At 73.9% G+C, this 14272-nt stretch carries 11 protein-coding genes; 6 read left to right on the top strand and 5 right to left on the bottom strand.

Annotated features, from left to right (window positions below; all coding sequences use genetic code 11):
• Position 1 precedes the first annotated feature (1 nt).
• Positions 2-1024 (top strand): lytic polysaccharide monooxygenase, encoded by a 1023-nt coding sequence (locus E6R62_RS20590; protein WP_136214958.1) that lies wholly within the window; start codon positions 2-4, stop codon positions 1022-1024.
• A 19-nt stretch (positions 1025-1043) separates the two neighbouring features.
• Here the strand turns inward: E6R62_RS20590 and E6R62_RS20585 are convergent, their stop codons facing one another.
• The 3 genes from E6R62_RS20585 to E6R62_RS20575 all read right to left on the bottom strand — a co-directional run bounded on the left by E6R62_RS20585 (position 1044) and on the right by E6R62_RS20575 (position 6571).
• A complete protein-coding gene (locus E6R62_RS20585; RefSeq protein ID WP_136215030.1) occupies positions 1044-1904 on the bottom strand; it encodes a triacylglycerol lipase in 861 nt (286 codons plus the stop codon).
• A gap of 228 nt (positions 1905-2132) precedes the next feature.
• Complete coding sequence (locus E6R62_RS20580) at positions 2133-3116, bottom strand: hypothetical protein (RefSeq protein ID WP_136214957.1); 984 nt, start codon at positions 3114-3116, stop codon at positions 2133-2135.
• Positions 3113-6571, bottom strand: a complete 3459-nt coding sequence (locus E6R62_RS20575; RefSeq protein ID WP_136214956.1) for a DNA polymerase III subunit alpha — start codon at positions 6569-6571, stop codon at positions 3113-3115. Before E6R62_RS20575 ends, E6R62_RS20580 begins: the two co-directional genes overlap by 4 nt.
• A gap of 190 nt (positions 6572-6761) precedes the next feature.
• Here E6R62_RS20575 and E6R62_RS20570 point away from each other — a divergent pair, with 190 nt between their 5' ends.
• Positions 6762-7859, top strand: coding sequence for a DUF3533 domain-containing protein (locus tag E6R62_RS20570; protein ID WP_136214955.1), 1098 nt, complete (start codon positions 6762-6764; stop codon positions 7857-7859).
• An 84-nt stretch (positions 7860-7943) separates the two neighbouring features.
• On the opposite strand, the gene E6R62_RS20565 is transcribed toward E6R62_RS20570, so the two are convergent.
• The gene (locus E6R62_RS20565) at positions 7944-8369 is read right to left on the bottom strand and encodes a VOC family protein (RefSeq protein WP_136214954.1); all 426 of its coding nucleotides are present in this window, start codon (positions 8367-8369) and stop codon (positions 7944-7946) included.
• Between the two features lie 164 nt (positions 8370-8533).
• Between E6R62_RS20565 and E6R62_RS20560 the strand changes: the two genes are divergently transcribed.
• Entirely contained in the window at positions 8534-9436 is a 903-nt protein-coding gene (locus E6R62_RS20560; protein WP_240801791.1) for an alpha/beta fold hydrolase, read from the top strand.
• A 57-nt stretch (positions 9437-9493) separates the two neighbouring features.
• Here E6R62_RS20560 and E6R62_RS20555 read toward each other — a convergent pair whose 3' ends face one another.
• Positions 9494-10678 (bottom strand): hypothetical protein, encoded by a 1185-nt coding sequence (locus tag E6R62_RS20555; protein ID WP_136214953.1) that lies wholly within the window; start codon positions 10676-10678, stop codon positions 9494-9496.
• A 299-nt stretch (positions 10679-10977) separates the two neighbouring features.
• Here E6R62_RS20555 and fxsA point away from each other — a divergent pair, with 299 nt between their 5' ends.
• From fxsA to E6R62_RS20540, 3 genes are read left to right on the top strand one after another with little or no spacing between them, the layout of a single operon-like run.
• The gene (gene fxsA / locus E6R62_RS39640; RefSeq protein WP_168714120.1) at positions 10978-11142 is read left to right on the top strand and encodes an FxSxx-COOH cyclophane-containing RiPP peptide; all 165 of its coding nucleotides are present in this window, start codon (positions 10978-10980) and stop codon (positions 11140-11142) included.
• Between the two features lie 29 nt (positions 11143-11171).
• Complete coding sequence (fxsB, locus tag E6R62_RS20545) at positions 11172-13439, top strand: radical SAM/SPASM protein FxsB, inactivated metallohydrolase extension form (protein WP_206308787.1); 2268 nt, start codon at positions 11172-11174, stop codon at positions 13437-13439.
• Positions 13436-14233: an aminoglycoside N(3)-acetyltransferase gene (locus E6R62_RS20540; RefSeq protein ID WP_136214951.1), complete on the top strand. Its 798-nt coding sequence runs from the start codon at positions 13436-13438 to the stop codon at positions 14231-14233. Before fxsB ends, E6R62_RS20540 begins: the two co-directional genes overlap by 4 nt.
• Positions 14234-14272: the final 39 nt, after the last annotated feature.

The following is a 14272-nucleotide window of genomic DNA, read 5'->3' as shown; positions in this document are numbered from 1 at the left end:
CATGCGTACCGTCACCCGCACCGTCGGCCGCATCGCCGCCGCAGGCCTCGCCCCGCTCGCGGTGGCCGCGTACGCCGCCGCGCCGGCGGCCGCCCACGGTTCGATGACGGACCCGGTCAGCCGGGTGGCGGCCTGTTACGCGGAAGGCCCCGAGTCGCCGCGGTCGGCGGCCTGCAAGGCGGCGGTCGCGGCGGGCGGCGCCCAGGCGTTCTACGACTGGAACGCGGTGAACATCGCCAACGCGGCGGGCAACCACCGCGCGCTGATCCCGAACGGGCAGCTGTGTTCGGCGGGCAACGACAAGTACCGGGGCCTGGACCTGGCCCGCGCGGACTGGCCGGCCAGTGCGCTGACGTCCGGCCCGCACACCTTCCGCTACAAGGGCACGGCCCCGCACAAGGGCACCTTCGAGCTGTACGTGACGAAGGACGGCTACGACCCGACGAAGCCGCTCAAGTGGTCCGACCTGGAACCCGAGCCGTTCGCGAAGGTCACCGACCCGGGGATGCGGGGCGGTGACTACGTCTTCTCCGGCACGGTCCCGAAGAAGAGCGGCCGCCACCTGATCTACAGCATCTGGCAGCGCTCGGACAGCCCGGAGGCCTTCTACACCTGCTCGGACGTGGTCTTCGGCAAGGACACCGGGAGCGGCAAGCCCGGCTCGAAGCCGAGCAGCACCGCGAACGCCGGCGGCGCCACGGCGAGCGCCAAGCCGTCGAACGGCCCCGTGGCCAAGCCCCCGACGGACGAGCAGATCTCCGAGGGCGCGTCCAAGTCGACGGTGGAGCACGGCGGCCACGGCGACAACGACCCGAACACGAACGGCTCGACCGCCGACTCCCCGCTCGCCTCGCCGTCGTCGGCGACGGCGGCGACCGCGACGGGCGGGGGTCTCGCGCAGACCGGCGGCGACGGCTCCGCCCCGATGATCGCGATCGCCGGGGCGGCCACCCTGGCCGTCGGTTCGGCCGTGCTCTTCGCGGTGGCCCGCCGCCGTGCGACGACGGGCCACCGCGGCCGTTAGACGTCCCGGCCGCCCAGGGTCACCGGAAGACCGAGGCGCAGGTCGTCCGCTCGGCGTGGGCGGGGTCGAGGGCGTTGACCGCCTCGTGCCAGGCGATGCGGTCGGTCAGTCCGATGGCGACGTGCTCGGAGAGGTCGAGCGCGCACAGGTCCTGGAGCACGACGTTGTGGACGTTCGCCCCGCTGAGGAATCCGCTGGTGTAGGGGGTCACCACCTCGTCGTACTTGGTGGTGATCACCGTGTAGGACACTCCCGGGACGGTGTCGCCGCCCGCGTTGAGCTTGGTGACGAAGGCGGACCCGGCGATCTGGTCGGCCAGGCCCGGGGTCGCCGAGCTGACCAGGTCCTCGGCGCCGGGGAAGTACGGGAGCAACTGCGTCAGGCCGGACAGGGTGGTGCCGTGGTTGTCGGGGGCGAGTCCGACGAGGGTGCCCACCTTGGCGGCGCCGCCGAGGAACTTGAGGTACTGGCGGGGCATCATGCCGCCCTGGGAGTGGCCGACGATGTCGGTCTTGGCGGCGCCGGTGGAGGCGAGCACCCGGTCCACGAAGGTCCCGAGTTGGACTGCGGACTTGTCGATGGGTCCCAGTCCGTTGAAGAAGGCCTGGCCGGGGAGTTGGCCGTAGTCGAGGGAATAGACGCAGTAGCCGCGGTTGACGAGGTACGGGGCGAAGCCGAGCCAGTTGTCGACGGAGTTCCCGAAGGTGCCGTGCACGAGCACGACGGGACGCGGGTGGGCTGCGGACGGCTTGCAGGTCCAGTCGTTCCAACCGCTGGTGGGGGCGGAGGCGGCTTGCGCCGCGCCGGTGGGGGCGACGAGCGCGGCGGCTGCGAGGGTGAGGACGGCCAGCGGGCGGAGCAGGCGGCGCCAGGGCAGCATCGAGTGGTCTCCTTGCGTCATGGGGATGGTGCGGGGGGTTTGTCCCGTGATCCGGATCACAAGGGGAGCTGCTGCCGATAAATTACGGGCGAGTAGCAAGACTTGGAAGTTACGCGTCGGTAAAAACTCGGGTGTCGAGCCGGCCTCCGGTCTACCGCTGGCCGTGTCATTCGGATCAGGCCGCGGGCCCGGCATGATCCGAAGACACGGCCTTAGGCCTCGCGGGACCTACGAGGCCTTGCGGAAGGTGGCCGCCGGGCGGACGGTGCCCGGGCCGAAGCGGGCGTTGGCGCGGTCGATGGCCGCCTCGACCGTCAGCCGGGACTCACGGACGGGGTCCAGGGTGAGCTGGCGGGCCACCCCCTCGGCGCCGGTGAGGTCCTCGGCCCGCAGCACCACTCCGGTCAGCCGGGCCCGTTGCAGGCCGGCCGCGTCCATCAGCCGGTACGCCATCGCGCGCAGGTCCTCGTCGTGGGCGGAGGGTTCACTCAGCCGCCGGGTCTTCTCCCAGCGGGTACCGCCGGCGAACTGCAGGGTCAGGGTCAGGGCCCGCGCGGCCTGGCGGCGCCCGCGCAGGGTGGCGCCGAGCCGCACGACCAGGGCGAGCAGCGCGGCCCGGGCGTGCGGGCCGTCCAACTCCTCCCGGGGGAACCGGGCACGGACGGCGGCCGAGGAGGGCAGGTCCCTGGGGGTGACCGGGCGGGGGTCGATACCGTGGGCACGCTCCACGACCAGTCGGCCGGCCCGCTTGCCGAGGATGCGCTCGACGACCCCCGGGGACACCTCGGTGAGCGCCCCGATCGTATGCAGCCCATAGCCGCGCAGCGCCTCGGCCTGCCGGGAGCCGATCCCGTACAGCGCTTCCACCGGCAGCGGCCCGAGGAAGCCGGGCACCTCCCCTTCGGGGACGGCCAGGACGCCGCCGGGTCCGGGCACCCGCGCGGAGGCCGTCGCCGCCACGGCCCAGGTGCCGGCGACCCCGATCCGGACGTCGGTGCCCAGCCGGGCCACCGCGCGCAGCCGGACCACCTCGGCGATCCGGGCGGCGTCCGCGCCGAAGTAGCGCCGGGCCCCGCCCACCTGGACCAGCGCGGCGCGCGGCGGCAGGGCCTGCACCACCGGGGAGAACTCCCGCAGCAGCTCCAGGACCTCGCGGTAGCCCTCGCCGGTCAGCGTCGGGGCGCACCGGACGTGCAGGACCGCGCTGTTCATCCCGCGCTCCCCGGGCTGGAGTGCCACAGCTTGCGTCCGGTCGCGGGGCCCGTCCCGGGCGGTTGGAGGTCGGCCCACGGGTTCATCTCGTAGCCGGTCGGCAGGTGGATGCGGCGGCCGGGGGCGGGCGGCGCCGCGGTGTCTTCGCGGACGGGTTCGGACAGCCGGGCGGTGACCGCCGCCAGGCCGCTCTCCGCGCGCAGTTCGACCAGTTCGGCGAGGTTCCAGGCCGCCGCTCCGACGATGCTCAGGCTCTGCGGGCCGCGCCGTTGCACCACTCCGCGCACCAGCAGCAGGAAGGAGTGGAAGACGGTGTGGGCGCAGGCCTCGTGGCTGTCGTCGAAGAAAGCCAGGTCGACCAGGCCGGTCCCGTCGTCGAGGGTGGTGAAGATGACGCGCCGGCCGGAGCGGATGGGCGGGGTCTGGGTGGCCGCCTTGGCGCCGGCGACCAGCACGGTCCGCCCGTGCTCGGCGTCGCGCAGCCGCCGGGCGGGGACGACCCCCAGCTCGGCCAGGAAGGCATGGTGGTCCGCCATCAGGTGCCGCGAGGCGTCCATGCCGAGGACGCCCAGTTCGGCGCTGAGCCGCTCGGCGTCGCTGAGGTCGGGCAGCCCGACGGCGGCGGTGGACCGTCCGCCGCCGAGCGGGAGTTGTGCGCTTCCCCTGGCGTCGGCGACGCGCTGGGCGCCGTGCAGTTCGCTCAAGTGCAGCAGCAGGTCCCGGCGGTTCGCGCCGAACGCGTCCAACGCCCCTACCTGGGCCAGTCGTTCGGCCACGGGGCGCCCCGGGTGGGCCCGGTCCCAGAAGTCGCGCAGGGAGGCGTAGGGCCGGCCCGCCTCGATCCTGGCGGCCTCGGCCTCGCTGATGCCGTGGACGTCGGCCAGCGCGAGCCGGAGCCCCCACAGCGGCGGCACATCGGACACCAGTTCGATACGGTGGTGGACCGAGGACCGGTTCACGTCCAGCGGCAGCACGGGCACGCCCCGGCGTCGCGCGTCCGCCAGCAGCAGCCGCTTGGGGTACATGCCGGGGTCGTGGGTGAGCAGCCCGGCGTAGAAGGCGGCCGGGTGGTGGGCCTTGAGCCAGGCGGACTGGTAGGTGGGGACGGCGAAGGCCACGGCGTGCGCCTTGCAGAACCCGTACGAGCCGAAGGCCTCCACGATCTCCCAGGTCCGGGCGATCACCTCGGGCGAATAGCCGCGTGCCCGCGCCGTCGCCGCGAACCAGACCTTGATCCGCCCCTGCGAGTCCGGGTCGGACAGCCCGCGCCGCACCCGGTCGGCCTCGTCACGGCCGCAGCCGGTCAGGACGTGCACGATCTCGATGATCTGCTCGTGGAAGACCACCACCCCGTACGTCTCCCGCAACGCGTCCGCCAGGTCCGGGTGCGGGAAGCGGACCGGGGCCCGCCCGTGCCGGGCCTCGATGAACGGCCGCACCATGTCGGCGGCCACCGGGCCGGGGCGGAACAGCGAGATGTCCACGACCAGGTCGTGGAAGGTGGAGGGCTGGAGCCGACCCACCAGGTCGCGCTGGCCCGGGGACTCGATCTGGAAGCAGCCGAGCGTCTCGGCCGAGCGGATCAGCTCGTACGTGGCCTCGTCGCCCGGAGGCACCTGCGCCGGGTCGTCCAGGTCGAGCTCCTGCCCGGTGGCGCGCCGCAGTTCCGCGACGGCGTGCGCCATCGCGGACTGCATCCGCACGCCCAACACGTCGAGTTTGAGCAGCCCGAGTTCCTCCACGTCGTCCTTGTCGAACTGGGACATGGGGAAGCCTTCGCCGCTGCTGGGCACGACCGGGGTACGGGCGAGCAGCGTCGCGTCGGAGAGCAGCACCCCGCACGGGTGCATGGCGATCCCGCGCGGCAACCCGTCCAGCGCTTCGACCAGCTCCCACAGCCGCCCGTGCGACTCTCCCCGTACGCCTTGGAGTTCGGGGAGTTCGGCGAGCGCGGCGCGGGCGTCGCGGGCCCGGATGTGCGGGAAGGCCTTGGCGAGCCGGTCGACGGCGGCCGGTTCCATGGACAGGGCGGCGCCCACGTCACGGATGGCGTGGCGGACCCGGTAGGTCTCGGGCATGGAGACGGTGGCGACGCGTTCGGCGCCGAACCGGTCGATGATCCGCCGGTAGACCTCCAGCCGGCGGGCGGACTCCACGTCGATGTCGATGTCGGGCAGGACCCGGCGGCGCTTGGACAGGAAGCGCTCCATCAGCAGGCCGTTGGCGAGGGGGTCGGCGTGCGCGATGCCGAGGAGGTGGTTGACGAGGGAACCGGCGCCGGAGCCGCGGGCCGCCACCCGGATGCCCATCTCCCGTACGTCGTCCACGACGTGGGCGACCGTCAGGAAGTACGAGGCGAAGCCGTGGTAGGCGATGACGTCGAGTTCCTCGTGCATCCGCTCCCAGTACCGGCGCTCGCCGGCGTAGCCGCGCAGCACCATGCCCGCGGCCGCCCGGGAGGCGAGGACCCGCTGGGCGGTGCGGTGGGCGGCGCCGACGAGCCGGGGCTCGGGGAAGTGGACGGACCCGATCCCCAGGTCGTCCTCGGGGTCCACCACACAGGCCTCGGCGGTCCGCCGGGTCTGCGCGAGCAGCCCGCGGGCGTCGGCGGGACGCAGTCCGGCCGCCTGGGCGATCCGGTCGGCGGCCTCGGCCATGGCGGCGGGGTCCTTGAGCCAGCGTTCCCCGCTGTCGAGGGGCTTGCGGGGGTCGACGGGGACCAGCCGGCGGGCCGCGTCGAGGACGTCGGCGACAGGTCCCTGGCCGGGGTCGGCGTACCGGACCGCGTTGGTGAGCACGGCCTGGACGCCCTGCTCCGCGGCGAAGCCGACCGTACGGGCGGCCAGGCGCAGCGAGCCGGGCCCGGTGCCGGTACGGCCGTGGTGGACGGCCTCCAGGCGCAGGTCGTCGCCGTAGACCTCCCGCCAGGGCGCGAGCAGGCGCGCGGCGCGGTCCGGTCGACCGGCGGCGAGGGCCCGGCCCACTTCGGAGCCGGGGCCGAGCAGGACGAACACGCCGCTCGCGCCGCGCAGCTCCTCCCTGGGCAGGAGCGGGACGTCGGGGGCGCCCGCGTGGGCGGCGGTGACCATGCGGCACAGCTCGGCCCAGCCGGCCGCGCCGTCGCGGGCGAGGAAGACGGCGCGGGCGGCGGACTCGTCGACGAAGGCGCCGCCCCTGACGGGGTTGCGCCGCCGGGAGGAGGTCTCCCCGGAGTCGGCGCGGGCGGCGGCCGCGGGGCTTGCGGCGACCCCCAGGTCGACCCCGAACAGGGGCCGCACCCCGGCTTCGGCCGCCGCCCGCGCGAAACGGACCGCGCCCGCGAGGCCGTCGCGGTCGGTGAGGGCGAGGGCGTCCATGCCCCGCTCGGCGGCGCGCTGCGCCAACCGTTCCGGATGGGAGGCTCCGTAGCGCATGGAGAACCCCGAAACGGTGTGCAGATGCGTGAACCCGGGCACCCGCGGCCTCCTGCTTTCCCTCGATGCTCCCCGCACTCCTTCGACCTCCCCCGTCTCCACCATAGAGCAATTCGAATACCCGTGCGAAACACCTGTTCGATCATCCATCCGCGCCCGTTCCGAGGGGCCCGCTCCCCCGTTCGGCCCACCCCTGCTGCGCCCGGTCCCCGCTCCGCCGAGCGTGTGAGGCATGACCCAGCCCACCACCGACGCATCCGCGGGTCCCTCCGGCGGCTTCCCCGCCGAGTTCAAGGACGCCGTCAGCACCCGCGCCTTCCTGCTGGTCCTGGGGGTACTGGCGCTCCAGCTCGCCTTCATCACCTCCTACATCGGGGCCTTCCACCACCCCGCGCCGAGCCGGATCCCCCTCGCGGTGACCGCGCCCGCCGAACAGGTCGCCGCACGCGCCGCGCAGCGCCTCGACGCCCTGCCCGGCGGCCCGCTCGACGCCCGCACCGTCCCGGACGAGACCGCCGCCCTCGCGCGGATCGGGGACCGGGACGTGGACGGCGCGCTGATCATCGACCCGAGCGGCAAGACCGACCGGCTGCTGGTCGCCAGTGGCGCCGGGGCCTCGCTCTCCCAGGCGCTCGCAGAGGTCGTCGGCCGGGCCGAGGCGGCCCAGGGGCGCGAGGTGCGGATCGTCGACGTGGCCCCGGCCGCCGCCGGGGACGCCCGGGGCCTGAGCTCCTTCTACCTGGTCGTGGGCTGGTGCGTCGGCGGCTACCTGTGCGCCGCGGTCCTGGCGATCAGCGCCGGGGCGCGGCCCGCGAACTTGGCCCGCGCCGTCATCCGGCTCGGCGCCCTGCTGCTGTACTCGATCGCCGCCGGGCTGCTGGGCACGGTCATCGCGGGCCCGATCCTGGGCGCGCTGCCCGGCAACGTCATGGCCCTGTGGGGGCTGGGCACCCTGGTCGTCTTCGCCGTGGGCGCGATCACCCTGGCGTTCCAGGGCGTGGCGGGGGTGGTGGGCATCGGCCTGGCGATCCTGCTGGTGGTGGTCCTGGGCAACCCGAGCGCGGGCGGCGCCTACGCCTATCCGCTGCTCCCGCCGTTCTGGAGCGCCATCGGACCGGCCCTGCCACCGGGCGCCGGTACGTACGCGGCCCGCTCGATCACGTACTTCCGGGGCAACGACGCGGGCCCGCCGACGCTGGTGCTGTCCGCCTGGGCGGTCCTCGGAGCGGCCGTCACCCTGATCAGTGCGGTCCTCCACCGCGGCAAGGGCGGCCCGGCGGTGGGCAGCGGCGCCCCGACGGGCCCCGCCGCCCGGACGCCTGGACCCTGACCGGGGCGCCGGCCGGGGCCCTGACCCCGGGGCGCCGGCCTGGATGCCCGCAACGCCCTGCCCGGGGCCCGGCCCGGTGCCTCCTCAGGCGACCGGCTCGCCGATGCCCAGCAGGTTCCCCTCGCTGTCGCGGAACCAGGCGGCGCGCTCCCCCCGGGCCCCCTTGCTCGGGTAGTTGCCCTCGACCTCGGCGATCCCGTCCCTCGTCCGCAACCCGGGTACGTCGACCTCCTCGAACACCACGCCGCGCCGCCTGAGCTGCGACACGGCCGACTCCAGGTCGTCGACCTCCCACCCCATCTGGGTGAAGGTGCCGGTCGAGGTCCCCGCCGACCGGAACACCGCGAACTCCGTGCCGCCGCACCGGTACAGCAGCCCGCCGGGCCGTTCGTCCACGGGCTCCAGACCGAGCCGCTCGGAGTAGAAGCGCCGCGCGCGGTCCAGGTCCGCGGCCGGGAGCCGGGTCGCCACGCGTCCCCGGGCCAGCACGTTCTCGTCGTCTGCGTTCATGTGCCCACTGTGCCGTGGCCGCGGCCCGCGGGGACGCAGGCACGGGGGACGGCTTGGCGCCCCGGACGAGCCGGGAAATTGCCACCGGGTGCGCTCTACCGCGCCCCGGCCCCGAAGCGCACAATCACCCTGACTGCCCGCGTCGAACGTGAGGGGGGGAGCGCGTGCGCGATCTGGTGCGCACCGCCGACGGCCGCGCCCTGATGGTGGAGCGCTGGGGGGACCCGGACGGCAAGCCCGTCTTCCTCCTCCACGGCACCCCCGGCAGCCGCCTGGGACCGGCCCCGCGCGGCATGGTCCTCTACCAACGGCGGGTACAACTCATCGCCTACGACCGCCCCGGCTACGGCGGCTCCGACCGCCACCCGGGCCGCACCGTCGCCGACGTCGCCCGAGAGGTGGCCACGATCGCCGACGCGCTCGGTCTCGACAGCTTCGCCGTCGCCGGCCGCTCCGGCGGCGGTCCCGGCGCGCTGGCCTGCGCCGCCCTGCTCCCGGACCGGGTCACCCGCACGGCGGCCCTGGTGCCGCTCGCGCCCCGGGACGCGGAGGACCTCGACTGGTTCGACGGCATGGCCGCCTCGAACGTCGAGGAGTACACCCGGGCCTACGACGACCCCGAGGAGTTCGCCGCCCGGCTGATCCCCCGCGCCGACGGCATCCGCAAGGACCCCCGCCGGCTGCTGGAGGAACTGCGCCGGGAGCTGACGGAGAACGACCGCGTGATCGTCGCGGACGCCGGCCTGCGGGCGATGCTGTTGCGCAACTACCGCGAGGGCGTGCGCACTTCGGCGTACGGCTGGATCGACGACGCGATGGCGTTCAGCGGCCCGTGGGGGTTCGACCCCGCCGACATCCGCTGCCCGGTGCTGATCTGGCACGGCGAACTGGACGTCTTCTCGCCCGTCGGCCACTCCCGCTGGCTGGCGCGCCGCATCCCGGGCGCCACCACCACCTTCGACCCGGCCGCCGCCCACTTCGCGGCCCTGCGCGCGCTGCCCGACGTACTGACCTGGCTGCTGCGCGACCTGCCCGTGCCCCCTCTGGGCGAGCAACTCCCCGCCTGAGCGGCCCCGGGGCGGACGCCGCCCCGGGGCCGGCCCGCGAAGCCGTGCCCGACAGGCCTAGCGGCCGCCCTCGACCGGGTGCTCGGGCTCGTAGTTGGTCAGGACGCAGCCGTCGACCTGCGACCGCTCAAGCCGGTACCCGGTCGGGGCGGAGAAGCCGGGCGTGCAGTTCAGGTACAGGAACTGCGACTGGTAGAGGCCGAACCGGGCGCTCGGATCGTTGGTCTCCACCGCGATGCCGTCGCCGACGAGCAGCAGGCTCGCGGTGTGCTTGAGCCGGCCGTCGTCCTTGAGGTCGGCCAGTTGGGCGGCCTTCGCCTTGCTCTGGAGCCGCTTCATGTCGCGGACCGTGTCGAGCCAGTTGAGGTCGTGGGCGCGCTGCGCACCCGCCGGCACCCCGCACAGGGCCCGACCGTCCACGCCCCAGTCGAGCGGGTTGCCCTCGACCACGGGCGCGTAGTCGATCGACTCGATCGCCACCGTGTCGGGGTCGGTGGAGAAGTGCGAGCAGTCCACGCTGGGCGCCACCAGCTTCCTCAGCTCGGCGATGCTCGCGGCGTGCGCCAGCCCGAGGCTGCCCTGGGCCGGCTGCCCCGGCTTCCCGCCGCCCGCGTCCTGCGGGGTCCCCGGGTTCGGACTGCCGGAGCCGTCCGAACTGTTGACGAAGTCGCTGAGGACGCAGCCCTCGACCAGCGCCTTCTCCTTCTTGTACCCCTCGGGTACGGCGAAGGTCGGGTTGCAGGTGAGGATCCGCAGGTCGGACCGGGCGAGGGCGAGGGCCGACTTGGTCTGCGTCGGGGTGACGACGTAGCCCTTGCCGACGAAGACCCGGCTGCTCAGGCCGGAGGCCCCGTCACCGCCCTTGATCGCGTCCATGACCTTCTGCTTGTAGCGCTCCTGGAACTCCTTCATGTCGGAGGCGACGTAGAAGACGAGCTCGCCGTGCGCGGGCCGGTCGCTGCACACGCCCCGCTGGGTCACGGACCACTGTCCGACGCGGGTGAACTCGCTCGTCGGCAGCCGGGGGTCGTCCGGTTCGCCGCTGAGGTCCTCGCAGGAGGTGAACTGCCTGACGTACTGCTGTGCTTCGATGATCGACCCGCCGGCGGACGGACGCGCGACGGACGGGGAGGGGCTCGCGCCCGCACGACCGGCGGCCGGCGCGGGGTCGCCCTGGCAGGCGGCGAGTGCGGGGAGGGCGATGAGGACGGTGGTCGCGGCGAGGGTCCGCTGGAGGCGCATGAGGGGTGCTTTCGGCCGAACGGCAGGTCAGGAGGGTGGCGTGGACATGCTAAACCCCGCCCGATCCGGTGATCGACATCGACGGTGACCCGGTGTCAGGCATAAAGGATCTTGATGTACGGCAAACGGCCGATTACCGCACCTCGGGAATTGCGGCAGCCTTTCCATAGAACGCTTGACCAGGCGTCATGTCTCGGTTGCCAATAAGGTGTGGACGAGTAAAGTCCACGATTGACACCAGCGGGTCCGCTGGTGCCGCTCCCCTGCCCATTTCGCATGACCTCCCCGAGGACGGTGTCGTGAACACTTCCGCAACCCCCACGACCAGCACGGTCAAGACCCCCCTGGTCCCGCTCGACCGGATCGACGTCCACAGCGCCTCGGCGGCCGAGACGCTCGGACGCGTCCTGCCCTCGGAAAACGGTCGTCACGTTCAGGCACCGATGTTCAACTCCGCGCTCTGACACCGGAGCCCGCGCTCTAGACTGGTGGAATGACCGGCCTGATCGCATTTCGCGAGATCGTCCTCAAGGTTCACAGCAGATGCGATCTCGCTTGTGATCATTGCTATGTCTACGAACACGCTGATCAGAGCTGGCGAGCCCGGCCGAAAGTGATCTCCCCCGAGGTCGTTTCGCAGACCGCGTCGCGGCTCGCCGAACATGCCCGTGACCATGCACTCCCCTCCGTCACGGTGATTCTCCACGGAGGGGAACCCCTGTTGGCGGGCCCCGCCCGACTACGCCTCGTGTGCGAGGAGTTCACCCGCGCGCTCGCCGGGACCGCCGCGCTCGACCTGCGGATCCACACCAACGGGCTCCAGCTCACCAGCCGTTGCCTCGACCTCTTCGCCGAATTCGACGTGCGCGTGGGCATCTCCCTCGACGGGGACCGCGCAGCGAACGACCGCCACCGCAGGTTCGCCGACGGGCGCACCAGTCACCCCCTGGTCCTGGCCGCCGTAGCGCTGCTCCGTTCGGAGCCCTACCGCCACCTCTACCAGGGCCTGCTCTGCACCGTGGACCTCGCCAACGACCCCGTCGCCGTGCTGGACGCCCTCGTGGAGCTGGAACCGCCCCGGGTGGACTTCCTGCTCCCCCACGCCACGTGGGAGACCCCGCCGGTCCGGCCCGACGGCGCACCCGACGCGTACGCGCGCTGGCTGCTTCGGGTCTTCGACCACTGGGAGCGCCTCGGGCGGCCGGTCTCCGTACGGCTCTTCGAGTCCCTGCTGTCCACCCTGCGCGGCGGCCCGAGCCTGACCGAGTCCCTGGGCCTCGCGCCGACCGACCTGGTCGTCGTCGAGACGGACGGGACGCTGGAGCAGGTCGACTCCCTCAAGAGCGCCTACGAGGGCGCCGCCGCCACCGGCTTCGACGTCTTCGGCCACTCCTTCGACGAGGTCGCCGCCCACCCCGGGGTACGGGCCCGGCAACTGGGCCTGGCCGGCGTCAGTGCCACGTGCCGCCGGTGCCCCGTCGTACGTTCGTGCGGCGGCGGCCTGTACACCCACCGCTACCGGGCCGACCCGGGCGGCGAGGGCGGCTTCGACCACCCCTCCGTGTACTGCACCGACCTGCGCGAGCTGGTGGACGGCGTCGAGGGCCGCACCGCGTCCCGGCAGACCGCGCCGGAGCTCACCGACCCGGCCGAACTGGCCCGCTCGCAGGAGCAGCTGACCCGGGTCCTGCTCGCCCGGCTGAACGCCGACCGTACGGGTGACCCCGAGTGGGCGCGGTCCTGGGAGCTGCTGGCCCGAGTGGAGCGGGCGGGGGAGCCGGGCGCGCGGGCCTTGGGCGCCGTACTGGACCACCCCTTCACCCGCACCTGGGTCCTGGAGGCCCTGGACGCCGGGCGGGACGGGCGCCCGGACGGCCCCGGCGCGGCGCGCAGACTGGCCGCGCTGGCCGCGGCGGCCGTGCTGCGGGGCGGGCTGGACCTGCCGGCCGAGGTGCCCTACCGGGACGGCGAGGTGTACCTGCCGACGCTGGGGCTGCTGCGGCTGGGCGCGCCGGGCACGCAGGGCCGGGCGGCGCTGCGTGCCACCGGCTCGGGGTACGCGGTGCGCGACGGCCGCGCCGAGCACCGCTTCGGCCCGGCGGCGGGGGACGCGCGTTGGCTGCCCGTACGGAGTTGGTCGCCGCCCGGGTCGGACGGCGCCCCGGTGGCGTTGGAGGACCTCGACCCTTACCGCAACTGCTTCGCCCGCCCGCCCCGGCTGCGACTGGGAGCCGGGGAGGCCGAGGAGTGGCGGGGCCGCCTCGACGCGGCCTGGGCGCTGCTGCACACCGCCGTCCCGGAGTTCGCCCGGGCCGCCGCGGCGGGGCTGACGACGCTGACCCCGCTCGCGGGCGGTCCGCGTGCGCACGGCTGGGGCGAGGCGGGCCGGCACGGCCCGGGGGCGCTCGGGGTGCCGTACGGCGCCGGCGCCCGGGAGACGGCCCTGGCCCTGCTGACGGGCCGGCGGCGGGCGCGGCTGCGGGCGCTGACCGAGGTGGCGGACCTGTACGCGCTCGACGGGGAGTGGCAGCACCCGTCGCCCTGGCGGGAGCGCCCGGTGCCGGTGTCCCGGCTGCTGGCCGACGTGCACGAGCGGGTGGCGGTGGAGGCGTACCGACGGGCCACGGCCGCCCCCGAGCCGGGGGCGTCGGACCGTATCCAGCGGGCCCTGGACCGGCTGGCCGGTGCGGCCGAGCTGACCAGTACCGGCAAGCGGCTGGTGGCGGAGTTGCGGTGGGAGTCGAAGGCGGTCGACGCGTGACGTCTTCCGGCGGCCCGGGCGCGCCCGCGCTGGCCGGGGAGTTACGCCGGCTCGGTGTGCGGCCGGCCGCGCCCCTGCTGGTGCACGCGGCGCTCGGCGGGACCGGCCTGCGGACCGAGTCGCTGCGCGACGCCCTGACGGACGTGCTGGGTCGGGACGGCACCCTGGTCGTACCCGCGTTCACCTCGGAGAACTCCCGTACCTCCACGGCGCACCTGGAGCGGATCGCGGGCCTCTCGCCGTCGCGGGTGCGGGAGTTCCGGGCCCGGATGCCCGCCTTCGACCCGCGACGGACCCCGAGCCAGGGCGTGGGGCGCTTCGCCGAGACGGTCCGTACCTCCCCGGGCGCCGCGCGCAGCGCGCACCCGCAAACCTCCTTCGCGGCACTCGGAAAGGACGCGCGGCGGTTGTGCGCAGGTCACCGCCTCGAATGCCACCTGGGCGAGGAGTCGCCCCTGGGGAAAATGTGCGGGGAGGGGGGTCAGGTGCTCATGATCAATGTGGGATTTTCGGCCTGCACCGCTTTCCATCTGGCGGAGTACCGAATTCCGAAGCCCCCCTTGCGCATGTACGACTGTGTGGTGAAGGTGAACCTTCCGGGGGGCCGGCAGGGGGAGGGGTGGACGACGTACGAGGACGTCGCGCTGGACGACAGTGATTTCGGGGAGATCGGCGACGCGTTCCCGGATTCACGGTTGCGCAGGGGTCGGCTGGGAGGGGCGACGGCCGTGCTCTTCTCGATTCCCGATGCCGTTGGTCACGCAATCGACTGGATGACCGAAAACAGACGCTGATTGACTGAACGATGAGGGGATGTGGCGAAGCAGCTCCGG

It is taken from the genome of Streptomyces sp. A1136 (assembly GCF_004795055.1).
Classification (GTDB): Bacteria; Actinomycetota; Actinomycetes; order Streptomycetales; family Streptomycetaceae; genus Streptomyces.
Note: the sequence above shows the minus strand (reverse complement) of the source record. Positions and strands in the feature narration are given on the sequence as shown.